The 22,992-nt window shown below is 45.3% G+C and carries 24 protein-coding genes; 8 read left to right on the top strand and 16 right to left on the bottom strand.

Annotated elements, in window-relative coordinates; all coding sequences use genetic code 11:
- From Q0605_RS05495 to bamA, 7 genes are all read right to left on the bottom strand, one after another.
- The coding region (locus tag Q0605_RS05495; RefSeq protein WP_298704954.1) for a translation initiation factor IF-2 N-terminal domain-containing protein at positions 1-460 on the bottom strand (460 nt) is incomplete at its 3' end.
- Positions 444-671, bottom strand: a complete 228-nt coding sequence (locus Q0605_RS05490; RefSeq protein WP_040304108.1) for a hypothetical protein — start codon at positions 669-671, stop codon at positions 444-446. The genes Q0605_RS05495 and Q0605_RS05490, both read right to left, overlap by 17 nt.
- Positions 672-692: 21 nt before the next feature.
- The gene (gene thrB / locus Q0605_RS05485; RefSeq protein WP_298704953.1) at positions 693-1,574 is read right to left on the bottom strand and encodes a homoserine kinase; all 882 of its coding nucleotides are present in this window, start codon (positions 1,572-1,574) and stop codon (positions 693-695) included.
- Between the two features lie 8 nt (positions 1,575-1,582).
- Positions 1,583-1,981, bottom strand: a complete 399-nt coding sequence (locus Q0605_RS05480; RefSeq protein ID WP_298704951.1) for a glycoprotease — start codon at positions 1,979-1,981, stop codon at positions 1,583-1,585.
- A 63-nt stretch (positions 1,982-2,044) separates the two neighbouring features.
- Complete coding sequence (lpxC, locus tag Q0605_RS05475) at positions 2,045-2,929, bottom strand: UDP-3-O-acyl-N-acetylglucosamine deacetylase (RefSeq protein ID WP_298704949.1); 885 nt, start codon at positions 2,927-2,929, stop codon at positions 2,045-2,047.
- Between the two features lie 50 nt (positions 2,930-2,979).
- Positions 2,980-4,359: a M23 family metallopeptidase gene (locus tag Q0605_RS05470; protein WP_298704947.1), complete on the bottom strand. Its 1,380-nt coding sequence runs from the start codon at positions 4,357-4,359 to the stop codon at positions 2,980-2,982.
- 559 nt (positions 4,360-4,918) lie between these two features.
- Entirely contained in the window at positions 4,919-7,174 is a 2,256-nt protein-coding gene (gene bamA, locus Q0605_RS05465) for an outer membrane protein assembly factor BamA (RefSeq protein ID WP_298704945.1), read from the bottom strand.
- Positions 7,175-7,255: 81 nt separating this feature from the next.
- On the opposite strand from bamA, the gene Q0605_RS05460 reads away from it, so the two are divergent.
- Positions 7,256-8,086, top strand: coding sequence for a prephenate dehydrogenase (locus tag Q0605_RS05460; RefSeq protein ID WP_298704943.1), 831 nt, complete (start codon positions 7,256-7,258; stop codon positions 8,084-8,086).
- Between the two features lie 140 nt (positions 8,087-8,226).
- Here Q0605_RS05460 and Q0605_RS05455 read toward each other — a convergent pair whose 3' ends face one another.
- From Q0605_RS05455 to accD, 7 genes are all read right to left on the bottom strand, one after another.
- On the bottom strand, positions 8,227-8,958 hold the full coding sequence (locus tag Q0605_RS05455) for a metallophosphoesterase (protein ID WP_298704941.1): 732 nt from the start codon (positions 8,956-8,958) through the stop codon (positions 8,227-8,229).
- Between the two features lie 112 nt (positions 8,959-9,070).
- Positions 9,071-9,508, bottom strand: a complete 438-nt coding sequence (locus Q0605_RS05450; protein ID WP_298704939.1) for a hypothetical protein — start codon at positions 9,506-9,508, stop codon at positions 9,071-9,073.
- Between the two features lie 22 nt (positions 9,509-9,530).
- Entirely contained in the window at positions 9,531-10,457 is a 927-nt protein-coding gene (locus Q0605_RS05445) for a tRNA-dihydrouridine synthase (protein WP_298704937.1), read from the bottom strand.
- Between the two features lie 540 nt (positions 10,458-10,997).
- Positions 10,998-11,999 (bottom strand): LapA family protein, encoded by a 1,002-nt coding sequence (locus Q0605_RS05440; protein WP_298704935.1) that lies wholly within the window; start codon positions 11,997-11,999, stop codon positions 10,998-11,000.
- Between the two features lie 2 nt (positions 12,000-12,001).
- Positions 12,002-12,358 carry an RNA polymerase-binding protein DksA gene (gene dksA, locus Q0605_RS05435; RefSeq protein WP_298704933.1) on the bottom strand — a complete coding sequence of 119 codons (357 nt, stop codon included), beginning with the start codon at positions 12,356-12,358 and terminating at the stop codon, positions 12,002-12,004.
- A 9-nt stretch (positions 12,359-12,367) separates the two neighbouring features.
- The gene (locus Q0605_RS05430) at positions 12,368-12,820 is read right to left on the bottom strand and encodes a 23S rRNA (pseudouridine(1915)-N(3))-methyltransferase RlmH (RefSeq protein ID WP_298704931.1); all 453 of its coding nucleotides are present in this window, start codon (positions 12,818-12,820) and stop codon (positions 12,368-12,370) included.
- Positions 12,820-13,719, bottom strand: a complete 900-nt coding sequence (gene accD / locus Q0605_RS05425; RefSeq protein WP_298704929.1) for an acetyl-CoA carboxylase, carboxyltransferase subunit beta — start codon at positions 13,717-13,719, stop codon at positions 12,820-12,822. The genes Q0605_RS05430 and accD overlap by 1 nt, the downstream gene beginning before the upstream one ends.
- A gap of 93 nt (positions 13,720-13,812) precedes the next feature.
- Here accD and recO point away from each other — a divergent pair, with 93 nt between their 5' ends.
- Entirely contained in the window at positions 13,813-14,427 is a 615-nt protein-coding gene (recO, locus tag Q0605_RS05420; RefSeq protein ID WP_298704927.1) for a recombination protein RecO, read from the top strand.
- A gap of 170 nt (positions 14,428-14,597) precedes the next feature.
- Here the strand turns inward: recO and Q0605_RS05415 are convergent, their stop codons facing one another.
- Positions 14,598-15,164, bottom strand: a complete 567-nt coding sequence (locus Q0605_RS05415) for a PAS domain-containing protein (protein ID WP_298704925.1) — start codon at positions 15,162-15,164, stop codon at positions 14,598-14,600.
- Between the two features lie 156 nt (positions 15,165-15,320).
- On the opposite strand from Q0605_RS05415, the gene Q0605_RS05410 reads away from it, so the two are divergent.
- The 6 genes from Q0605_RS05410 (at position 15,321) to Q0605_RS05385 (ending at position 22,235) form a co-directional block, all read left to right on the top strand.
- Positions 15,321-16,553 carry an MFS transporter gene (locus Q0605_RS05410; protein ID WP_298704923.1) on the top strand — a complete coding sequence of 411 codons (1,233 nt, stop codon included), beginning with the start codon at positions 15,321-15,323 and terminating at the stop codon, positions 16,551-16,553.
- Positions 16,554-16,638: 85 nt separating this feature from the next.
- Positions 16,639-18,903 (top strand): thiosulfate reductase PhsA, encoded by a 2,265-nt coding sequence (phsA, locus tag Q0605_RS05405; protein WP_298704921.1) that lies wholly within the window; start codon positions 16,639-16,641, stop codon positions 18,901-18,903.
- 10 nt (positions 18,904-18,913) lie between these two features.
- Positions 18,914-19,480, top strand: coding sequence for a 4Fe-4S dicluster domain-containing protein (locus Q0605_RS05400; RefSeq protein WP_298704919.1), 567 nt, complete (start codon positions 18,914-18,916; stop codon positions 19,478-19,480).
- Complete coding sequence (nrfD, locus tag Q0605_RS05395; RefSeq protein WP_298081961.1) at positions 19,473-20,444, top strand: NrfD/PsrC family molybdoenzyme membrane anchor subunit; 972 nt, start codon at positions 19,473-19,475, stop codon at positions 20,442-20,444. The genes Q0605_RS05400 and nrfD overlap by 8 nt, the downstream gene beginning before the upstream one ends.
- 26 nt (positions 20,445-20,470) lie before the next feature.
- On the top strand, positions 20,471-21,124 hold the full coding sequence (locus Q0605_RS05390; protein ID WP_298704916.1) for a response regulator transcription factor: 654 nt from the start codon (positions 20,471-20,473) through the stop codon (positions 21,122-21,124).
- A complete protein-coding gene (locus Q0605_RS05385; protein WP_298704914.1) occupies positions 21,117-22,235 on the top strand; it encodes an ATP-binding protein in 1,119 nt (372 codons plus the stop codon). Before Q0605_RS05390 ends, Q0605_RS05385 begins: the two co-directional genes overlap by 8 nt.
- A gap of 93 nt (positions 22,236-22,328) precedes the next feature.
- Here Q0605_RS05385 and Q0605_RS05380 read toward each other — a convergent pair.
- Positions 22,329-22,992 (bottom strand): hypothetical protein (locus tag Q0605_RS05380; protein ID WP_298704912.1); only part of this gene is annotated, 664 nt, incomplete at its 5' end.

The raw sequence follows: 22,992 nt of genomic DNA, 5'->3' as shown, positions 1-22,992 counted from the left end.
TTGAAGCGGTATTTTGTTTCTCCTCTTTTTCCTGCGCTGCGGCGGAAATTTCTTCTTTTTGATTTTGAGATTTTTCGGTTTTTACCTCAGGCTCTTGCGCCTGAGTTTTTTCATCGCTAGGCTCTTTGGCGCTCTGTGCGAGCTCTTTGGGTTCGGAAGCTTTTAAGCTTTCCGCCTTTTTGGTGCTTTCTTTCTTCGTGGTTTTTTTAGTTTCGCTCTGTTTTTTAGCGGGCTTATTTTCGTCCTCTTGCGCTTTTTCGGAGCTTTTCTTTACGGGCTTTGACTTTTTCCCCGGCAAAATTCCCGTCTGGATATAATCGTAAATAGCGGCAGCTTCTTCTTCGCTTACTTTATTCGACGCGGTTTTTACCTTTTTAAAACCCATCTCCTGCGCTTTTTCGATTATCTCTTTGCTTGCGTATCCAAGCTCGTCCGCGATATCTTTAATCAGAACACCCATTTAAAACCCTCTCCTTGATATGTCCCAAATCTGCGCTAGACGCAAATTTAGATAGATATTTTGAAATTTTCTCTTTTTGATTTATGCAACCGTCGCAAATATAAAATTGTCTGTTTGAGCTTATATTTTTAAAATTTTGCAAAAAGGCGTGGAGTTCGCGCTTGGCGAAGCGCCCCTTGCAAATAACGCACATCCTAATCGGTTCGCTCATGCGATTATATCTTTATTTTTCTTAGTCAATATTAAAGCCGCCGTTGTCGATCTCTAAAATTTCGACGCGGAAGTTTTTAAAATTTTCGCTAAGGCAGGCTTTAAGCTTTGCAGCGTCGGATCTGTAGGTTAAATTTAAAAAGCTTGAGCCGCTGCCGGAGAGCGAGCTCATAAGCGCACCGTTATCATAGGCGATCTCGCGCACCCCAAAAAGCTGCGGAAGCACGCCCATGCGCATCTGTTCGTGCATCTTATCGATACAGGCATAGCGCAAGCTATCGTAGTCGCGTCGCATAAAGCAAGCGGTCAGAAACGCCGCGTGCGAGAGGTTGCTAACGCAATCTTTGATCGAAAAGCTCTTAGGCAGCCTGCCGCGCGATTCGTTCGTAGGCATCGGCGTATCGGGGATAACGACGACCGCTTGCAGATCTTGCGAAATTTCGCATTTTTGCGTACGAACCGTCTTACCATCCACGACGCTGCTGACAAAGCCGCCGAGTGTCGCGGGCGCGATATTATCGGGGTGATTTTCATATTCCAGCGCCGTGTTTAAAATTTTAGCGCGATCAATCTCAAAACCGCAAATTTTATAAGCGCTTGCGATAGCGCCTACGATCACGGCCGAGCTGCTGCCTAGACCGCGCGAAAACGGGATGTTGTTGTGAAAAGCAAATTTAAAATTTATCTCTTGCCCGCCGCCTAGTTTTCTGTAAATTTCATTGAAAATGTTCAAAAAAGCGTTGCCCTTTTTTAGCCACGCTCTGTCGCTACCCTCGCCGCTAAGCGATACGCAAAAAAACTTCTGCTCGGTAATCTCTACTTCGTTAAATAGCCCTAGGCTAAGGCCGAGCGCGTCGAAACCAGGGCCTAAATTTGCGCTCGTCGCAGGAATTCTTATAATCAAGCTCTCTCCTAAACCGCTTCTATGATGTAATTTGGAAGTATATCATCGCTTTTATTTAAAACCGATAAATCCTGCGGCAAAGATAGCGCGGCGGGGGCACATTTTTTCATTTTGATTTCTCCGTTCTCATAAACGTAGCTGAAGTTTTTATTTGCTCTGATCGGCCCGAAGCCGCTTAGCTCAAATCCGCTGATCGCGTACAGCGGCACATCAAGAGCGATGCTAAGCGTGCGCAATATCACGTAGCTTACCTTCATGCCCATAAAGCTGCCGGGAGTATTTGCGTAGATGAGCTCTTTGATTTTATAAGTTTTTAGAATTTCTCTAAATTTGCAGATCAGAAATTTATCGGCTTTTTCGCCTTCGGCGCTTGAAAATTCCGCTATCTTAGCGTCGTTTTCATACACGCCGATCAGGCATGGAGCGCTAAGAGCAGCGATTAGAATTTCAACTTCTTTGATTTTTAGACCTTAGGCGAAGACTTTTTGATATTCGCGTACGATCTCGGCGGTAAGGTCAGCGAGCTCGAAATTTTTAGCGTCGGCAAGGACTGCCAAAGTGAGTTTATGATTTAAATCGTGGCTTCCCGCAAACGCCGTATAATCGCCCAAAATCGGAGCGCCCACGAGCGCAAGATCGCCGATCGCATCTAAAATTTTATGGCGAACGAACTCGTTTTCAAAACGCAAGCCCTCGGGATTCAAAATTTTATTCTCATCGATTACGACGGCGTTTTCTAAGCTGCCGCCTAGAGCTAGACCCATGGAACGTAGCGCTTGCACATCTTTCAAAAAACCAAAAGTTCTGGCGCGCGAAATTTCTTTAAGATAAGATTTCTTGCTAAATTCAAAAACATAGTGCTGAGTGCCGATGAGCGGATGGCTAAATTTAATTGTATAATCAAATTTCGGACTCTTGCTAGGACTTAGCCGTACGAGCTTATCACCCTCACGAATCTCCACGGCTCGCTTGATAATAAGGGCTTTTTTATTCGCGTCAAGCTCTCTTACTCCCGCTTCGTCCAAAAGCATACAAAAGCTCGCCGAACTTCCGTCCATCACAGGAATTTCGTTAGCATCTACGATAATACGGATATTATCAATACCATAGGCATTAATGGCGCTCATTAGATGCTCTATTGTTGATATATAGCCCTTCTCATTTCCTACGACGGTCGCCATCTGCGTATTTATGACGTTTTTCGGCTCGGCTTTAAAACTAACGCCAAGATCACTTCTATAAAATACGATTCCACTGCCTGCCTCTAAAGGCTCTAACGTAAGTCTGATAGGCTCACCTTTGTGCAGCCCGATGCCGACGTTATGGACTTTCTTAGCTATCGTTGTCTGTCTCATTTCTATCCTCGTTTTCATTAACCCGCACATTATAGCGAAAATTTTAAAATTTACTTACCTTTTTCTATTACTTTTTTGGACGTTTCTAAGACGTCGGTAATGTTATCTTTCATCCACTTAGGATCCATCCACTCCTCGGGTCTTACGTCCACACCCTGAACTACGATGCCAAAATGCAGATGATCTCCAAAAGCAAAGCCGCTTGAGCCCGTCTGTGCTAGAATGTCACCCGGCTTTACATCGCTGCCCACACTTAACTGCGTCGCCGAGCAATGTCCGTATATGCCGTATAATCCGAAGCCGTAGTAAATTCCTAAATTTAATCCGAAAATTCCGTTTTCCTGCGCAAAAACTACCTTGCCGTAGTTGCTCTCTTTGATATCGGCGTTTGCGACGCTTGCTAGATCGAGCCCCATATGCCATGACTCGCTTACTTGTTCATCGTTCATAAAAAATATCCGATGATCGGCAAAGCTTGCTACCGCTGCGCCTTTAGCAAGCGGATAAAAAGGCTTTAGCTCAAATCCATTTATTTTATCCTCAGGAACCGCGCTAGTAGCAGCGTGCAGATCATCTCCATTTTTCTTACGCAGAGTTTCGTTTACGAATTTAAATTTCTCCAGATCGCTCATAGAGTTAAAATTCTGCGCATATTGGCTAGCCAGATCACTTACTTTGCCGTTAATAAAACCCGGATTTAGCTTGATAGTAGAGACCTTATATTTTTTGTCTTGATAAAAATATTTGATCTGCGAAATGCTTTCGTTGCCTGCACGATCAGTGGCGACCGCTTCTGCGCGAAATTCCTCTAAATTTGCAGGCCACGCTACGAGAGACGCATAATAACCCTCTTTTACGAAAGGAATCGCTTTAAAAATTTTGCCATAGTTGGTTTTGACATAGACTTCGTTTAGGCGCTCGTCTTTAGCTGAGAATACGACTACAGCGCTACCGCCTTTAGTGATTTTATAGGATTGATTGATGATATTTATGACGGGCTTTTTGTCGTCTATTATTATATTTGCCGTTTTTACGCTCTTATTTCCTTGCGCAAAATTCCACGAGCTAATGTCGTTTGCAAAAACCTCGAGCTTGTAGTTTTTATCTTTATTAAGCATCAAATTTTTAGGAAATTGCACGGCAAGCTCTAGCGTCGTTTGCGGAACGTTCAGCTCCTCATTTAGTAGCGGTATCGTGCTGGCTCCGTCATTTAAGTTAACGCGGACAAGCTTAATGCCGGTATCGTCTGAAATTTTAATCTTTAAAGGCGAGGTTAAATTCCAATAAATTTCATTTTCCAGCGCAATTTGCGGAGGATTTTTTTCAAATTTCGGCGAGGTGAAAATTCTAAAAATTCCATAAACCAAAGCGCATATTATAATAAGAAATATTAAAATTTTAAGCTTCGTTCCATTGCCATTTCTACGCATAAAAGAGCCTTTGATATGATTTTAGAGCGCGATTTTACAAGCTTAACTTAAATTATCGGTAAAGCGAGGCAAAATTTAACGCAAATGTTTAGCGATTTACGGGGCGATTTAAAATTTTAAATTCTCGCGATTTTAGAATCTCAAAATTTATGAGTTTTAAAATTCAGTGGCGCGCTAAATCCTATGCAGTGAAATTCCGCGCACAACAAAGCGGCGTTTATCGTCTATATCGTAACCTTTAAAATTTCAATATAAAATTTCTTTAAATTATGCTAATGGCTTGTATTGATTTTTTAGAACTCTTATGCTTAAAATTTTACCATACGAATGAAATTTTAAACTATCTTGATAAATAAAATTCTAAAAAATTCAAAGCAAGCTACGCGTTTAAATTTCATCCTAAGCCGAGCGGAATTCCAATTAAAATTTAGCTCAACCCGCCTACAATAATTCGGCTGCAAATTAGCGCGACAAGAAAAGTCAAAATTGCAGCGTTACTAAATTTTAAGGCGTGGAGTAGAAAATTCTACGCACGCCACAGCGTTCGCAATTGCCGCGTTTAATTAAATCTAGCACCGATGCTAAATTCGAAGCTATTTGTGTCATCGTGCGGCTTTTTATTAAGCGGCTTAACGAAGTATAGCTGCAAAGGCCCCATCGGCGTCATCCACTCGATACCAGCACCCGTGCTGTAGCGCTCCTCCTCGTTCCAGTCATGATCGCCGATCATTCCGTAGTCAAAAAACGTTACAAAGCGCATTTTAAGCCTATCGACCACCGGAAAGCTTAGCTCAAAGGAGTTATTGAAGCTCTGCATGCCGCCTGTTTCGATATAGCGGCAATTATTTGCATTTAAGCAGATCTCTTTTTTCGGGATACTGCGACCTTCGTAGCCTCTAATGCTTTTCATTCCGCCTAGGAATAGCTTTTCGTTGATCGGGATCTTTTTATTACCTTCCCACATATAGCCCGTTGCAGCTTTGTATCTAAAGATAATGTCGTGATCGATATAATCTCGCAAGCCAAAATAGTAGTTAAACGATCCTCGCGCCTTGGTGTAGTCCATATCGCCGCCAAGACCCGCGTATTCCAAGCTAGCACTTGCGATCATACCGCTTCTTGGCAAGTAATAATCATCTGTGCTATTATATGTAATAGACGGGATAATCGAGCTTTTTAAATTCTTGCCATCTAGATAGCCTGCTTTGGCGTAATATTCGTTTAAGCCCTTAATCTCGCTTTTTTCGAGATAATATGTAAGGCTTACATCGGTATTACGCCCGATCTTGCGACCGCCCGTGATTGAAAATCCGTAAGATTTCTCATCGTAATCGTCCCAGTCATAGTCGTTGGCAAAGATCGATCCGCCCAAGCTATACTCAGAATCAAATACTCTAGGATTGGTTAAGCTCAAGCGTCCGCTTAACTGATCGTCACTTTTTTCGACTGAGAATGCGCCGTGAAGGCCGGTGCCGAATACGTTTCTATCGCTGATACCGCCGCTAAGTAAAATTCCATCCTCGCTGCCATATCCGATACCACCCGTGATAGAGCCTGTAGGAGCTTCTTTGACTGCGACTTCAAGATCGATCTGATCGTTAGAAACGCGGTTTTCTTTAATCTCCACCTCATCGAAATACCCCGTGCGTTTTAAAGAATTTAACGAATCGTTGTAGTCGGTTTTGCTATATAAATTTCCCTCGGTCAGATACATCTCGCGGCGGATGACCTTATCCTCGGTCTTATCGTTACCCGAGATCGTTACGTTTCTAATATAGACTTTATCCTCAGGGATGACTTGATACGTGATAGCGACCGTGCGAGCTTCTTTGTCCTGCTTAGTCTTAGGCACGATACGCACATAGGCATATCCCTGATCCGCGACTAAAGTCTCTAGTGTATTCATATCGCGGCGCAAACGCTCGGAATTCATCGTATCGCCCTTCTGAAGCTTAAAATCGTCCAAAACCTTTTCTTTATCAAGCTTGATTATATCTGCAGGATACTCGATATCTACGGAGCTTACGGTGTATTGCTCGCCCTCGCTGATATAGTAGGTAAGATCGGCAGTGTAATTATCCATATCGGCATTAAGTAGCGGCGCCGAAACCTGCGCGTCTAAGTAGCCTTTTTTATAATATTCTTCTTGAATTCTATTTGCGTCGTTAGGAAGCTCGGCGGTTTTTACCTTGCCATCGTTAAAGCCCCACATCCAGCCCAGCGTCTCGCGTTCTTTATTGGCGACGGATGGCTCAATATCGTCATAGTCGAGCTTGTCTGCGCCTACTAAATTTACCTTATCGATGATGATATTTTCGCCGCGATTTACCTCGATCGTTAGCAAGATGACCGATTTATCGTCGTTGATCGGCTTTGGATAAAATTCCACCACGGTGTCGAAAAAGCCCTTGACTTCGTAGTATTGCTTGATGCGGGTCTCCGCTTTTTTAGCAGCCACCTCATCGTAAACCTGACCCGGACGCAAGCCGATGAGCTCGTTTATCTTATCGCGATCATTGGTAACTACGTTTTTGATCTCGACTTTGGCTATGGTCGGTTTTTCGGTTACGTTAATCGTGACCGCGCCGCCTCGTTCGCTGATATAAACGTCGCTAAAATAGCCCTGTGCGAATAAATTTGAAATCGCGGCGTTGGTATTTTCGCCGTTAAGCTCATCGCCTACTTTAAGTCCTGAAATTTGCTGCGCAACCTGTGGAGAAAGATGCCTTAGCCCTTCAAATTTAATGGATTTGATCTGTGCGGCGCACGCCACGGAAATCCCGCCTACTAAGAGTAAAAAAACGCTTTTTTTCATAAAATTTTACCTAAAAACGAAAATAATTTGCGTATAATACCACATTAAAATTAAAACTTGCATATATCAAAAAGGAATTTTATGAAGATAGGAATTATCGGTCTGGGTCTCATCGGCGGCTCGCTGGGGCTATGTCTAAAAAGCACCAAAATAATTAGCGCCGTCTATGGCTGCGACATCAGCCGCGAAAATGAAAAAGAAGCGCTACGGCTCGGGCTCGTGCATGAAATTTTAAGTCTAGAGCAGATGAAGCAAAGCTGCGACGCGATATTTCTTGCAATCCCCGTGGAGGCAATTATTGAGACGTTGCAAAAACTAAGCGACTGCAGAAGTGAAACGACAATCATCGATCTGGGAAGCACGAAATTTAAAATTTTGCAAAGCTGCCCGCCGCAGATCAGACGGAATTTCATCGCAGCTCACCCAATGGCTGGTACCGAAAACTCCGGTCCGCAAGCGGCATTTAAAGAGCTTTTAAACGGCGCGGTAGTCGTCATCTGCGACGATCACGGCGCGGACGAAACGCACGTCAAGCGCGCGGTCGAAATTTTTTCGTTCGCGGGGATGAAGATCGTATTTATGGACGCAAAAAGCCACGATCACCACGTAGCGCTCATCTCGCACCTGCCGCATGCGATCAGCTACTCGCTCGTAAACAGCGTTTTAAAAGAGGAAAATCGCCGCAATATCATAAATTTAGCTGGCGGCAGCTTCTCGGGCATGAGCCGTATCGCCAAGAGCTCGCCGCAGATGTGGGTCGATATTTTTAAGCAAAACCGCACAAACCTACTAGGCGCGATCGAGGCCTTTAAAAACGAGCTTGAAATTTGCGTACAGATGATTGAGGGCGAGCGCTGGGACGAGCTTGAGGCGTGGATGTATGAAGCGCGCAAGCTAAGGGATATTATTTAAAATTTCAGCGCGACCTGACTGCGCGACGGACGCTGCAAGAACGCGCCTTTAAATTCTAAAATTTCGCCTTCAAATAGCCTGCGTAATTCAAACAGCCCGCTTAAATTTAAATTTTAATCTGCGCGAGCCTGGATGCGAACTCAAAAATCTATGCATTCCTGCGTGAAAATTTTCTTTGAGGGAAATTCCAGCGCGCAAAGCCTCGCCTTCTCGCCCCAGTGCTTTTTATAAACACAGCCCAGATCGATATTTGCGCTAAATTCCGTAATGACGGGCTTTTTTACTGGCATGTGCCCGTAGACGTTAAAAATTCCATCATTCGCGCTATCGTCTCCGCGCCCGCTTAGCACGTGAGCTGCAAAGCTTTTCGCACGCTCTGCATCGTGTCTAATCCCCCACGCGCGACCCACTGCGGAGTGCGATACGACGAGAGCGCGACCGCTTTCATCACACAAATCATACTCCAGGTAAATCGGCAGCCGCGAGACAAACCGCAGATGCTCCTTGCATTGCTTCACGCCTCCGTGACGATAATACAACGCTAGCGTCGCTTCACCGCCGTTATTAAACAGCCAGCTTTCATCCAAGCTAAAAAATGCGTAGAGGTCATTTGAGCTCGTAAATTTGCCCGTCTTTGCGCACCTTAGTGCAGTTTTTGCGTTGCCCACAAAGCGCTTTTCGTGATTGCCCATCACCGCGTCATATCCGCGAGTGCGCACAAATTCAACCACATCCGCACTCGCAGGACCTCGGTCGATCAGATCGCCAACGAAGCAAATTTTACTATCAAATTTATGCGGCAGCTGCTCTATTAACGCCAAAAGCGATCTGTAGCAGCCGTGCACGTCGCCGATGATGTAGATATTTTGCATAATTTCTCCTTAAATTTTAACGCCCTCGCCTTTTAACGCGCGAGCTGTGATTGTAAGCGGCGACCAAGAATTTCAAGGCGAAATTCTGCACTAAATTTTAAAATTCCGCGCGCTAGGACTTGGGCGGATAAATCTGCTTTAAAACCTCCCTTACGACGATCATAAAAAGAACGATAGATATTAATGCGCTAAGCAATGAGGAATAAAACCTGGCAAGATGCAAATCTGAAACAATCAGCGCCACAATCATCATCCCTAAAAATGGCGATAGCATCCAAACCGCTGCTGTAGGCAAAAATAAATTTACGAAAAAATCCGTGAGCTTACCAAAATCCTTTAACTTTGCGACAAGTATCGCGCAAATCCCGCAGGAAAATATCCACAAAAATAGGAAATATGCGAATTTTTTCTGCAGCCAATCTAGAGGGTCGTCATCCCAGACGCTAGATGTGTAAAAAAACGGTTCTATCACAAAATCGGCCAAACTCGAAACGCACATCAAGTAAAAACTCATCGAAAATGCGCAGGCTATAATTTTTAAAATAATCATCAGAGTTCCTAAAATGCTAAATTTAACTAAAAAATTCCTCGATCAGCCGAGTCATTTCGCTCTCGGTGGTGACGTGGTTGATCTGCTCGCGAAAGCTTGCGGCATTTTCGCGCCCTTTGGAGTATTCGTGCAGATGCTTGCGAAATATCGCTACGCCGTGGCTACCGTAATGGCTAAGCATTTGAGAGAAATGATAGAGCACGACCTCTCTTTTTAGCACGTCGCTTGCCTGCTCACCCGTTTTGATCTCGCGAAAGATCCACGGCCTGCCGATTACCGCGCGACCGATCATCAGCGCGTCTGCACCGCTAAGGCCTCGCACAGCGGGGGCATTGGCGGAGTTTATGTCGCCGTTTACGATCACTGGGATTTGCAGCGCGCGTTTAGCTCTTGCGATCGCGCCGTAATCCACCGCCGCGCTGTATCCGCCCGCTCTGGTGCGGCCATGAATCGCGATAAAATCGGCCCCTGCACTTTGTACGGCGCGCGCGATATTTTCTATATCCACGACGCCGAAGCCCAGCCGCACCTTCCCGCTCGTAAATTTTTTATTCGAATACTTTTTGATCGTCTCAACCAGGCGCGATAGACGGGGCAGATCAAGCAGCAGCGCCGAGCCGGCGCCCTGCTTTACGACCTTGGGAACGGGGCAGCCGCAGTTTAGATCGATGCCGTCGATGCCGTCAAATTTATTGATGAGCAAAACCGCCTTTTTGATAATTTCCGCATCGCTGCCTGCGATCTGCACAAAAAATGGGGTTTCGGCGGCGTTTTTTTCGAGCATCTTTAGCGTCTTTTCGCCCTCGAAAACAAGGGCGTTTGCGCTTATCATCTCGCTTACGGTCGCGTCGCAGCCGAATTTTTTCACTACGCCCCGCAGCGGCGGATCCGAAAAGCCCGCCAAAGGTGCCAAAAATAGGGGGTCCCTTTTAAAAAAATCTTCCGTCATTTTAAATTTCTTATTTTGATTTCGTTTGAATTTAAACCTTTAAATTTAACGTCGCAACGCTTGCAGTGGGTTTTGCCACGAGCTTTAAAATTTTAAATTTCATAGGCTACGTATTCGCATTTAGGCGCGAATTTTATTTTTAAGCTTGGCTAATTTTCATGGCGGCAAAACGCCAGCAAGGATGATCGCCACCAAATTTTATTTGCACGGCAAACCCAGCAAGCAGCTTTCAAAACGCCGCACGGATTTTAAAATTTCAGCACTTTTATTCAGCTAGCAAGTCTTGCGCTTTACGTTTAAATTTTAAATTTCATCGCATAAATGCAAAACCCGTTTACACGCGCACTACGCAAGCAAATTTTTTAAATTTTACCGCTTGCGCGCATTGATTTTTCGATAAATTTTGAAATTTAAAATTTGCGCGAGTTAGAATTTTACCCGCACTTTAAATTTTATCGCGCAGGCTGTGTTTGATAGCCGCACAGATCGTAAAAAGCAGTCTCTCTTACCCGCATAAAACGAACTCATAAAATTACCGAGCTAAAATAACAGCGACGCAGGGACGTTTTTGCCGTTGTCTCGCAAAAATAGCAGAATTTTAAACTTCTCAAACTCCTCGCCGTCGGCAAGGCTTAGCTGCTCTCTAAACTCGTCGATCATGCCAAGCTCATATAGCGCGTACAGATATGCCTCGGTCGCTTCTTGATTCTCGTTTTTGAGCCGCTCGAAAAAGGCTTTGTATTGCTCTGGAGCGAGATGATTTTTTAGCTTTTTGGCAAAGCCGATAAAATCCTGCTCGCTAAATTTTTCATTATTTACGAGATCGAAAAGCTCCTCGCTGCTGATCTCAAAGCTCGTGTCATTTACCGCGCGATCTACTAAAATATTTACCTCGGCTATATTTTGAGGAATTTTATAGGCTTTTATCTTATCGTAGCTTCCTTTGGCAAGCGCTACGGCATAGGCTTTTTTAGTGATATTTTCGCTATAAACGCCCTTAGTTTTTAAAATTTCATACGCATACGCAGGCTCGGCGTCGAGGCGATTGAGCTCATTTTGCAAAAATAGTCCGTTATCTTTAGGAAGTTTATATTTTCGCAGATCCGCCACTTCGCCGTTTTTAACCTTCTCAATAACACCTATAACCTCCTTTAGATCCTCATTTTTGACATCTATGCCGGTGCTATCGTACCACGGAGATAAAATTTTAGTAAGCTCGCTCGGGTCTTTAAAATACTCGGTTTTAAAGTCTTTATTGGTATCAAGACCCAGTAAAACCTCTTTACTCATCGCATCGTATGCACTTAGATCCTTTGCGATCGCCCTTTTTGTGCGGTAAAACGCGAAGCTATGAAAAACGATATGAAAAATCGCCAAAATCATATATAAAATTAACGGCAGTACGATCCACACCGCCACAGGAAGCGTAAGCGTAAAACCGAAAAGCCCCAGTGTATAGCTACTGCTTTGCTGCGTAAAAACTAAAATCGCGACGATTGCGATATAGACGATCGAATATAAAAAGAATTGCTTGGTTTTCATAGCTAACTCCTATTTTGCTTTTCCGCCTGTTCCTTGCACGAAATGCACAATCTCGCCTCTGGATTTACCTTAAGACGCTCTAAACTTATCTGCTCGCCGCAGCTCTCGCAAAGCCCATAAGTGCCGTTTTCGATACGTTTAAGCGCGCTTTCAATCTCTAAAAACGCCTTTTGTTGATTAACATTGAGCGAGTATTCGATGCTTAAATCCGTATTCATGCTCGCTACGTCAAAATCGTCCGCGGCTTTATTTTCGCGTAATTCTGAAATTTCATTAACCGAGCTATTAATATTGGCGCTTAGTTGCGCCTTTTTCTCTTCTAAAATTTTCTTGTAAAATTTTAACTCGTTTTTTTTCATTCTTTCCCTTTATTTGTGATATGGATGGTTTGCGTTAATGCACAGCGCGCGAAAAATTTGCTCAAAGAGCAAAAGTTTAGCGATTTTATGCGCTAACGTAAGCCTGCTAAGACTAATTATTTTATCGGCTTTTGCCTTAAAATTTTCACTAAGCCCGTAAGCGCCACCGATGAAAAATGACACGCTACTTTTATCCTTTAGCATACTCGCAAATTCCATGCTATCTAGCTCCTGCCCGCGCTCATCCAGAGCCACGACGTAGCCGCTAAGGCGCGGTAGATAAGCTTCATCATACGCCTTAAGCGCTAGCTCAGCAGATGTGCTTTGAGCGCGAGCGATGCTAGCGTTAAAAAAGGTCTGCTCTCGCACCGCCGTAAATTTAGCCGCCATTTTTTTATAGGCGCTTATCTCGCTAGCAAACTCGTCTGCGCCCTTTTGAATAGAATTTACTATTATCTGCACTACTCTTCGCTTCCATCTTCATGTAGCGATTTATCGCTCGTATCGTCAATCTGCACGGCGTTTTTGCTAAGCACGTTTATGATATCGCTTAGATACTGCCTCATCTCGGCTCTAGGCACGATCGCATCGATCAGCCCGTGCTCGAGCAAAAATTCCGATCTTTGAAAGCCCTCGGGCAGATCGGCGCCGATGGTTTGCTTAATGACGCGCTGTCCGGCAAAGCCGATAAGAGCGCCGGGCTCTGCGATGATGATATCTCCTAGCCACGCAAAGGACGCACTCACGCCGCCCATTGTAGGATCGGTAAGAACAGAGATAAAAGGAATTCTATGCTCGGATAAAATTTTAAGCGCGGCGGAGGTTTTGCTCATCTGCATCAGCGAAAAGGTACTTTCTTGCATCCTTGCGCCACCGCTTGCGCTTACGATGATTAGTGGCTCGTTTTTATCGAGGCTGCGTTTTACGGCACGCACGATCTTCTCGCCCTCCACGGAGCCCAGGCTGCCGCCCATAAAATTAAAATCAAATACCACGAGCTGGATCTTTTGGCGGCTTATAGCGCCCTCACCCGCAATCACCGCGCTAAGCCTGCCTGTTTTTTCTTTGCTCTCGGAGATGCGCTTTTTGTAGGATTTTTTATCTACGAATTTTAGCGGATCGACGGGCTGCAAATTTTTATCGAACTCCACGAACGAGCCTTCGTCGCAGAGCAGATCGATACGAGCCTGCGCGTCAAAGCGAAGATGATAGTTGCACTTCGGGCAAACGCTGTGGTTTTGCTCGACCTCCTTGCTATACATCAGCGCGCCGCATCCCGGGCATTTGATCCAGTGCGTAGGAGCATCGTTAGGCGCGGGCTGCGTTCTACGTATTTTTGAAAACAGATCTCCGAAATTCATATGATTTCCTTTAAATTCTATGAAATGTAACTTCTGATTATAACCTAAAATTCTTTATTTAAATTTATATATGAATTTCGCTAAAATAGGAAAATGCAAGGATTTATATTAAAAACGACCAAAGTTAGGGACGAGGACTGCATCGTGGACGTGCTGAGCGAAAGCGCGCTCGTGCGTGCATATCGCTTTTACGGCGCGCGCCATTCAAATATCATCCAGGGCTATAAGATCGACTTCGAGCTCTCGCAAAATCAAAACTTCCTCCCTCGCCTTAGCGGCGTGATGCATCTGGGATACGCGTGGCTCGCAAGCCGCGAGAAGCTGCTATTTTGGCAGCAATTTATGCGACTTTTATACGCGCACCTAAAAGATGCCGAGCATCTGGATAAATTTTACTACGAGCTTCTTACAGAGGCTGCTGCGCGCTTCGGCAAACAAAATCCGCGCCGCATAATCGTTGAGAGCTACGCCGAAATTTTAAAATTTGAGGGGCGGTTGCACGACGAGCCGTATTGTTTTTTATGCGACGAAGAAATTTCGGAAAATATCGCGCTATGCCGCGGCTTTTTGCCTGCGCACGAGAGCTGTGCGCAAAGAGCGGGCTTTGCGCAGGATGAAATTTTAGAATTTTTACGAAGCAAAAAGACGCTAAATTTAAACGACGAAACGGTAGAGAGGCTCTACGACATAACGCTTGAGGGGCTTTGATCTGCAACGCACTTGATGAAGACGTGAAATTTCAAAGCTTGGGCGCTAAATTTAAAATTTCGTAGAATTTCAAAATTTTATGAAGGGATGGCTTTGCGCTTTATTTGCTTTGCTAACACAAAGCCGAATAATCCCACATTGCGCGGGGTCTGCATTAAATTTTAACTAAACTAGCTAAAAAGCTTTTTCATCGCCTTAAAAAACATTGCAGTAAGCGGATTTGATTTACCTGAGACCTTTGCGATCCAGCTCTCATAGGTCTCGCCTTTGCTTTTTAAAAAGTCCACGAGCGCCTTTTGGCTAGCCTGCATACCGCCGTTTTTTTCAGCATCCAGTAGCGCCCTATAAATAGGCTCTATAGTTTCGATCGCGGATCTTGGTGGAGCCTTGCGAAATGCCGTGTATTCGGTGATCTGCCCTGTCACGGGATCTTTTTTAGAAGTAAATTCCGTAATGACCCAATAAAAGCGCCCGTCTTTGGCTAAATTTTTAACCACGGCGGTAAAATCCTTGCCTTGTTGTATCGTATCCCACATGAGCTTAAACGCTATGCGCGGCATGTCCGGATGTCGTATGATGTTATGCGGCTGCCCCAAAAGCTCAAGCTCGCTGTATCCGCAAATCATACAAAAATACGGATTTGCAAACGTGATAATGCCCTTCGGATCGGTTTTGGAAACGATATAGCGCTTCTCATCTAGTTTGATCTCCTGATTAATCGGAGTCGGTCTTTGCATTTTTAATCCTTTGCTTAAAAATTTATTGCAGAGTATATAAAATTTTTCTTTTCAGAAATATTAAATTTTCGTTAAATTTTTATAAATGTTAAATCTTTAAGTGAATTTTTAAAATTTAATGTATAATCTCAAATCAAAATTTCAAAAGGTGGCGCGTTGAAAAATCCCTTCCTATCGCTTAAATACTCAAATTTTAGAATTTATTGGATCGGGATGAACCTCTCGCTGATTGGCTCTTGGATGCAAAGCGTCGCACTGCCGTGGCTAGTGCTAAGCATCACCGCAGACGCTTTTAAGGTCAGTCTCGTGGCTGCGGCGCAGTTTTTGCCGGCACTACTTTTCACGCCGTTTTCCGGTGTACTGCTCGATAAGTTTAATCGCAAAAAGATCCTTTTGCTCGCTCAAATAGGCATGGCGGTGACTGCCTCAATTTTCGCGGTTATGAGCTTTTGCGAGCTATATTCTTTCGGCAAAATTTTATTTTGCGCTTTTGCAAGTGGCATCTTTACCAGCATGGACGCCCCGAGCCGTCAGTCGATGGTAAAAGATCTCATCGACTCGCCCCGCGATCTAGCCAACGCCATAGCGTTAAATTCTATGTCCTTCAACGTCGCTCGTATTGCAGGACCCGCACTTGCGGGGATCGTGATGGCGCTGTGGGGCGTGGGCTTTTGCTTTTTATTCAATGCGCTTAGCTTTTTAGGTATCATCGTTTCGCTGTTTTTCATAAAAATTCCGCCATCCGTTACTACGCTATCTAGCAGAAGCGGAGGCGTTTTTGCCTCGATCGGTGCTGGAATTTCGTATGTATCGCACAAAAAAATTCTAAGCGAGCTAATGATAATAGTGCTTATCGTAGCGACGCTGGTGCCAAATTACAACGTAACGATCTCGGCACTTGTTAAGCTTAGCCTAGACGCGGATGAGCGAAGCTTTGGATATTTGATGTCGGCTCTGGGCGTGGGAGCCTTTTGCGGCGCGCTTTTCGTAGCAATTTTTGATAAACTTGGCATCCGTAAAATCAGATCGTGCGCGATCGCTATGGGGGTGAGCTTAGCTCTTACTGGGGCTGCGAATTCCTTCGCATGGGCCGCAGCAGGGCTTGCCGTAACTGGATTTCTTTTCGTAATCACAAACTCAAGCATCAACTCCACCGTGCAAATGCACGTAAGCAACGAATTCCGCGGGCGCGTACTTAGCTTATACGCGCTATTTCTAATAGGTAGTACGCCATTTGGAGCGCTCATATCGGGCTTTTTTACCGAGCTGCTAGGCGCTCGCGTAGCCCTTGCGATCTGCGGCGCAATTAGCATTTTGCTACTGCTGGCTCTATTTTATGGCTTTAAAATACGGCGCAGGACGCATTTTATCTTTCGAGATAAAGTCTAAGCCAAAAGCTGCATTATCAAAATTAACCTTATTTTTACTATGAAGCCTTAGAATTCCTACCAAAATTTAAAGGTAAGGAGTTTTTATGAATAGACGAAATTTCTTAAAAAGTACCGCCGCGATCGGCACGCTAGCGACGCTAAATCTAAATTTAAACGCTAGCGCGGTTACAGGCGGGACGGAAAAGAAAGTCGCCAGCGTCTGCGAGATGTGCTCCTCGCGCTGTCCTATCGAGGTGACCGTCAAAGACGGCCGCGGCGCTTTAATCGAGGGCAACCACAGGTTTGCAAACAAAACCTCCGTCTGCGCTCGCGGCGGAGCGGGCATCAATCAGCTCTACGACGATCAAAGGCTCATTAAGCCGCTCATTCGCGTAGGCGAGCGCGGCGAGGGCAAATTTAAAGAGGCGAGCTGGGACGAGGCGCTTAAAATTTGCGCGCAGAAGCTGGGCGAGATTTCGCAAAAATACGGTCCGCAAAGCGTAGTTTTTACCTCCAAAACGGGCGAGCACCATACTCAGATGATGAATTTCGCCTGTGCCTACGGCAGCCCGAACATCTACTCGCACTGGTCCTGTTGCCCGGTCACCTACAATATCGCCGTGCCGCACACCTTCGGCGCTAATATGCAAAGAGACTACGGCGACGCAAAATACATCGTAAATTTCGGCCACAACCTCTTTGAGGGCATCGACATCTCAAAAACCAAAAAGCTTGCAAAAGCCGCAAGCAGAGAGGACGTAAAGCTTTTGGTCCTCGATCCGCGCTTTAGCGTCGTAGCGTCCAAAGCAGACGAGTGGCTTCCGATAAAACCGGGAACCGACGCGGCATTTTTGATGGCGCTGATTCACGTCTGGCTGCGCGATAACAAATACGACAAAAAATTTATCGAACAATACGCCGTGGGGTTAGAGGAGTTAAAGCAATCCGTAAAGGATACGACGCCGCTTTGGCAGGAGGCCATCACGGGGATCAAAGCGGACAAGGTAGAGCGCATTGCAAATGAAATTTACGCCGCGGCTCCCGCAGTCGTAATCGACTGGGGTCATAAAACCACGACCGCTAAAGCCGAATACGTCCGCACGCGCGCCATAGCGATCGCAAACGCGCTGATGGGAAACGTCGAGAAAAAGGGCGGAATTTACTTCTCTAAAGATTCCAAAACCTTTAACGCACTTTGCAAAGAGGATCTATTCCCTACCATCTCAAACCCGGATAAAAATTTTAAAATTCCAAAGACCGCGCGTATCGACGGCTGCGGCGAGGAAGGTAGCGAAAATTTCTTCGTGCCGCGCAAACACGGTGTTTTGATGCAGATCGCGCCTACGATTTTAAGCGAAAAGCCTTACCCCGTAAAAGGCTGGGTCAGCACGCGCTTTAACCACCTCATCAACGTTGCGGGCGTGGATAAGAGCGTAGAGGCGATCAAAAAGCTAGACTTCGTACTCGCAATCGACGTGTATATGAGCGACTTCGCGTGCTTAGCCGACGTGATCTTGCCCGAATCCACATATTTAGAGCGCGACGAGTCTATTCAAAACAAAGGCGGCACCGCGCCTGGATTTGTGATGCGAAACAAAGCCGTCGAGCCGGTGGGCGATACGAAGTGCGGCTATGAAATTTTTAGAGAGCTTGCAAGGGTGATGAAGATCGATAAAGACTACACCTGGAACAACATCGACGAATACCGCATGCAGCAAGCCAAAGGCAACGCCGAGCTGATCGCAAATTTAATCAAAAACGGCTACGTAAGCTACAAGGTGCCGAAGCTGTACTACCGAGAGCCGAAGCTCGTGGCTAAATTTATCGATAAATATCCTGCCGCGGCGGAGTTCGTGGACGAAAACGGCGAGATGAGCTCTCAGATGAAATTTAAAACCCCGAGCGGCAAGATCGAGCTTTTCGCGCCGAAAGTGGAGGAGCTTTTTGCGGGATACGGCTGCTTAAATACCGAGGGTATGGACGTATTTGGCGGACACAAATACTGCTTGATGACCGGCAAGACCGCGCTTCACACCAACGGCCACACTCAAAATGTCAAAATTTTAAACGATATGATGAGCGAATCGCCGGTTTGGATCAGCCCAGCTTCTGCAAAAGCGGAGGGGCTAAAGACGGGCGATGTCGTGAAGCTCAAAAACAAATTCGGCGAGCAAAAGGCTAAAATTTTCGTCACGCAAGGCATCAGAGACGATTGCCTATTTTTATACCACGGCTTTGGGCACGTAAGCCCCGGGCTAAAGCGCACGAACGGCATAGGCACCAACCAAAGCGTCCTTCTCGATCCGGCTGCGGGTCCTGTGGTAAGCACGATGGTAACCAACGTCGGCGTCGATATAGTTAAAATTTAAGGGAGCGATTATGAAAAAACTCATAATGATTCATGACGAAAATTTATGTATAGGTTGCCAAGCCTGTTCGGTTGCGTGCAGGAACGAAAACGGCGTGCCTAGCGGCGTTTATAGGCTGCAAGTGCACGGCAAAACAAGCGGCGTTTTTCCAAATTTAAAGCTTGATTACTCGCGCGCCAGCTGCGTTATGTGCGAGGATAGCCCCTGCGTGGACGTCTGCCCTACGGGCGCTAGCTTTAAAACCAAAGACGGCGTAACGCTCATAGACGAGAGGCTTTGCGTCAGCTGCAAATACTGCATCCTGGCCTGTCCTTATGACGCCAGATTTGTCGATCCTATCACGCACGCTATCGGCAAATGCACCTTTTGCTACACGAACCGCACTATCAAAGGCTTGCAACCCGCATGCGTAAGCGTGTGCCCAACGGATGCTTTAACTTTCGGCGATGTAAATGACGTAAATTCCGAGGTAAGCAAGCTGCTAGCCAAAACGAGCGTAGAATATCCAAAAGCGTATCTAAACACCAAGCCGCGCCTAGCGAATATCAAAAACAAAAAAGGAGGACGCTATGAATAATATGTGGGGCGATATGAGCCAATACTCTGAAATTTACTGGCCTTGGCCGATTGCGATTTATCTATTTTTGGCGGGTCTTAGCGCGGGAGCGACGATGGTGGCGCTTTTAGTTAAATGGAATCGCCACGAAAGCGAGCAAAATTCTATCTGGGACGCGATGATAAGAGCGGGTGCGATCACGGCGCCGCTTACGATCTGCGCGGGGCTTTTGCTTTTGATCTTTGATCTGGGCAAGCCATTTAGCTTTTATCTTTTGCTGATCAAATTTAACTTCGGCTCCGTAATGAGCCTCGGCGTTTTGGCGCTTTTGATCTACGTGCCGTTTAGCTTTGTATTTGCGCTATGCGTATTCGGCGAGGAAATTTGTAAATTTAAACTACTTGCGTTTCTGCGACCTATCGTAAATTTACTAAGCTCATTTGCCAAAGCTTCCAAACTATTCGAGCGGGTTTTATTTATCCTTGCTCTTTGCGTGGGCGCATACACAGGCTTTTTGTTAAGCGCGGTGATGAAAATTCCGCTTTGGAATACTCCGGTGCTGCCGATTTTATTTTTGCTATCGGGCTTTTCCAGCGGCATCGCGGCGAGCATTTTAGTTGGACTTCTGTTTTTTAAAGGCTCGTTAAACAAAGATAGCATAAAATACCTTTTGGTGCTTGATCTGCGCGCGATACTCTTTGAAATTCCGCTTTTATTCATTCTGTTTGTCGGGATGTATTTTGAGGGCGGCACGAGCGCGCTTGCGGCACAGCAGGCTTTGACGCACGAGGTTTACGGTAAAATTTTCTGGATCGGCGTTTTAGGCACGGGGCTCATCGCTCCGATCATCATCGCCTTTACGGCGCTGAAAAACCACGCCTACAAGCCTGCGTTTATAGTTTTAAATTCTTTTGTCGTGCTTTGCGGCGTCATTCTGCTTCGCTACTTCGTTGTATATGCGGGGCAAATTTGCACGGGAGCGTAGTCTCGCTCCCGATTTAGGGAACGGGTTTGAAAATTTTACTTTTAGAGGACGATTTTGAATACAGAAGCAGCGTAAGCGAGTATCTGCAGGAGCTTGGCTACGAGGTGGACGAATGCTCTAGCGGCGACGCAGCCTGCGATAAGATCGCCGCGAATGCCTACCATCTGCTGATTTTAGACATCAAGGTGCCGGAGGTCTCGGGCGAAGAGGTGCTAAAATACGCCCGCAGCCTCGGTCTTAACACCCCCGTGATGATGATGACCTCGCTCGGCGACATCGACGATTTGAGCCAGTGCTACGAGCTAGGCTGCAACGAATATCTAAAAAAGCCCTTCCACCTAGCCGAGCTTAAATTTAGAGTAAGCGAGCTGATGCGAAAGTATTTCGGCGACGAAAAGGGCGCCGTCAAGATCGCGAATAAATTTCACTACTTCGCAAATTTAAAAATTTTAAAACGCGCGGACGAAGAGATATCGCTAAGCGCCAAAGAGATCAAGATTATAGAATTTTTGCTCGCCAATATCAAAAGATTCGTTAGCGTAGATGAACTCATCGCCGACGTATGGGACGGCGAAGCGGGCAGCGTCGATGTGCGCGTGCATATCAGCAACCTCCGCTCCAAAACAAGCAACGACTTCATCCTCTCCAGCCGCGGACTCGGATATAAGATCAATGCTTAAAGGGTTTAAATTTACGCTTTTTAGCGCGATTTTCATCATCGGCGCCTTTATAAGCGAGAGTCTTTATATCATCTATTTAAATTCCAAAATCGAAGAGAGCGCCGATGTCGCCGAGCTGATACAAAAAAGCGGCGAAGCCCTAGCCGGTGCGGATCTGAATCTAAAAGACGAGCTAATCTACGACTACGCGATCCTAAACGCAAACGGCGAAATTTTAAGATCAAATCTAAGCGTGCAGCCGCCCGATTTTGCGTTTATCACGCTGAAATTTGGCGGACGGGTGTTTTTAAAGCGCCACTTTCTACATGAGGGCAAGCTATATTTCTTCGTCATCTCAAAAAAGATAAGCTACGCAAAGATAGAATTTATCGCGATCTCTACGATCTTTATCACGATCTTCGTAGCGCTCATCATCGCGCTGTTTAACTACAAAATCATAAAAAATTTCTACGCGCAGCAAAGCAACCTCATCAAGGCGTTTTTCAACGACGCGATGCACGAGCTAAAGACCCCTCTGGGCGTCGCACTCATCAACACCGAGATGCTTGGGCTGCGCGACAAACACACGGCGCGAATAAAATCCGCGCTCAAGCAGATGATCATTACTTACGAGGACGTGGAGTACTTCATCAAAAGCGGCAAGATGAGCCTAAAAAGCCGCCGCATCGATATGAGCGAGTTTTTGGGCGCTAGGATAAATTTCATCTATCTGGTCGCAAAAAGCAAAAACATAAGCCTACAATCGCGAATAGCGCCCGACGTTAGCGTCTTTATGGACGAAACCTCGCTAATGCGCCTCATCGACAACACCCTAAGCAACGCCATAAAATACTCGCGCCCCGGCGGCAAGATCATCATCGGGCTGGAAAAAGGGGTAAGCATAGCGGTCTTTAGCGTGCAGGACTTCGGCATCGGCATAAAAGATACGAGCGCGATCTGGGAGAGATACTCGCGCGAAAACGCGGCTCTTGGCGGATTCGGTCTCGGGTTAAACATAATCGATAAAATTTGCAAGCGCTACGGCATCGCAAAAAGCGTCAGCTCAAAGCTCGGCGAGGGCAGCACCTTTTGCTACAAAATCCCGCTGTTTAAGCAGAAACTTTTGGATTAAAACGGCGCATGAAATTTAGACGCAAATTTTAAAATTTTAAAAGTAAAATTTGCGCGGCTAGGACTTTTTAAAATTTTGTTTTAGCGTGGCTTTTCAACCGCCTTTTGCCTCTCTGCTACCTAAATAATATTCCTCTAATGGATAATTTAGATTTCCGCAGTTGTCTAGCTCAAAACCCTGTTTTATATCAAACGACGCCTTGTTTCTTTCCTGATAATATTCTTTGATTTTTTCAGAAAAATTCATTCTATCAAATAGGTATTCGGAATGGTTGCCTTGTATATAATTTTTATAAATTAAAACAAACTTATCTAACAATATATGAATATTCGGTCCTTTATAAGCGCCATCTAGAGTAATTATCGGTCTATCAAATCCGGCGCTCATATCATTTAAATTTATCTTTATATATTTCTTTGGATCGGTTTTCTTGGCCTTCAGTTTATTCATAAAAATCTCTTCAAACGTCTCGTTATTATCATGATGCTTTTTCAATACTTCAAACCAATTCGATAAATTTATATTTTCTAATTCATAATATGCGATTTCATATATGCTGCGCCAGGAACTACCATAGGCATAAGTCCTATAATCATTGATCATTTGATCTAGTTTTAGCTCATAATCCAAATACTGCCCTATCGCTCTTTTATATAGCTCCTCTTTGGGCAAAATTCTATTTTCTTTGAGGCAATAGCCTTGCTTGTATTTGTCGTAGTCGAAAAGGGAAACTATCGCGAAGCCTCGTGAAGTGGAA

It is taken from the genome of uncultured Campylobacter sp. (assembly GCF_938017705.1).
Classification (GTDB): domain Bacteria; phylum Campylobacterota; class Campylobacteria; order Campylobacterales; family Campylobacteraceae; genus Campylobacter_B.
Note: the sequence above shows the minus strand (reverse complement) of the source record. Positions and strands in the feature narration are given on the sequence as shown.

What these genes read in the sequence shown, in the direction of transcription:
- Q0605_RS05440 (WP_298704935.1), bottom strand. Translation starts at nt 11,999, where the DNA reads ATGAAAACCAAGCAATTCTTTTTATATTCGATCGTCTATATCGCAATC.
- Q0605_RS05490 (WP_040304108.1), bottom strand. Translation starts at nt 671, where the DNA reads ATGAGCGAACCGATTAGGATGTGCGTTATTTGCAAGGGGCGCTTCGCC.
- recO (WP_298704927.1), top strand. Translation starts at nt 13,813, where the DNA reads ATGCAAGGATTTATATTAAAAACGACCAAAGTTAGGGACGAGGACTGC.
- dksA (WP_298704933.1), bottom strand. Translation starts at nt 12,358, where the DNA reads ATGAAAAAAAACGAGTTAAAATTTTACAAGAAAATTTTAGAAGAGAAA.
- phsA (WP_298704921.1), top strand. Translation starts at nt 16,639, where the DNA reads ATGAATAGACGAAATTTCTTAAAAAGTACCGCCGCGATCGGCACGCTA.
- lpxC (WP_298704949.1), bottom strand. Translation starts at nt 2,929, where the DNA reads ATGAGACAGACAACGATAGCTAAGAAAGTCCATAACGTCGGCATCGGG.
- accD (WP_298704929.1), bottom strand. Translation starts at nt 13,719, where the DNA reads ATGAATTTCGGAGATCTGTTTTCAAAAATACGTAGAACGCAGCCCGCG.
- Q0605_RS05385 (WP_298704914.1), top strand. Translation starts at nt 21,117, where the DNA reads ATGCTTAAAGGGTTTAAATTTACGCTTTTTAGCGCGATTTTCATCATC.
- Q0605_RS05470 (WP_298704947.1), bottom strand. Translation starts at nt 4,359, where the DNA reads ATGCGTAGAAATGGCAATGGAACGAAGCTTAAAATTTTAATATTTCTT.
- Q0605_RS05400 (WP_298704919.1), top strand. Translation starts at nt 18,914, where the DNA reads ATGAAAAAACTCATAATGATTCATGACGAAAATTTATGTATAGGTTGC.
- nrfD (WP_298081961.1), top strand. Translation starts at nt 19,473, where the DNA reads ATGAATAATATGTGGGGCGATATGAGCCAATACTCTGAAATTTACTGG.
- Q0605_RS05445 (WP_298704937.1), bottom strand. Translation starts at nt 10,457, where the DNA reads ATGACGGAAGATTTTTTTAAAAGGGACCCCCTATTTTTGGCACCTTTG.
- Q0605_RS05415 (WP_298704925.1), bottom strand. Translation starts at nt 15,164, where the DNA reads ATGCAAAGACCGACTCCGATTAATCAGGAGATCAAACTAGATGAGAAG.
- Q0605_RS05460 (WP_298704943.1), top strand. Translation starts at nt 7,256, where the DNA reads ATGAAGATAGGAATTATCGGTCTGGGTCTCATCGGCGGCTCGCTGGGG.
- bamA (WP_298704945.1), bottom strand. Translation starts at nt 7,174, where the DNA reads ATGAAAAAAAGCGTTTTTTTACTCTTAGTAGGCGGGATTTCCGTGGCG.
- Q0605_RS05450 (WP_298704939.1), bottom strand. Translation starts at nt 9,508, where the DNA reads ATGATTATTTTAAAAATTATAGCCTGCGCATTTTCGATGAGTTTTTAC.
- Q0605_RS05455 (WP_298704941.1), bottom strand. Translation starts at nt 8,958, where the DNA reads ATGCAAAATATCTACATCATCGGCGACGTGCACGGCTGCTACAGATCG.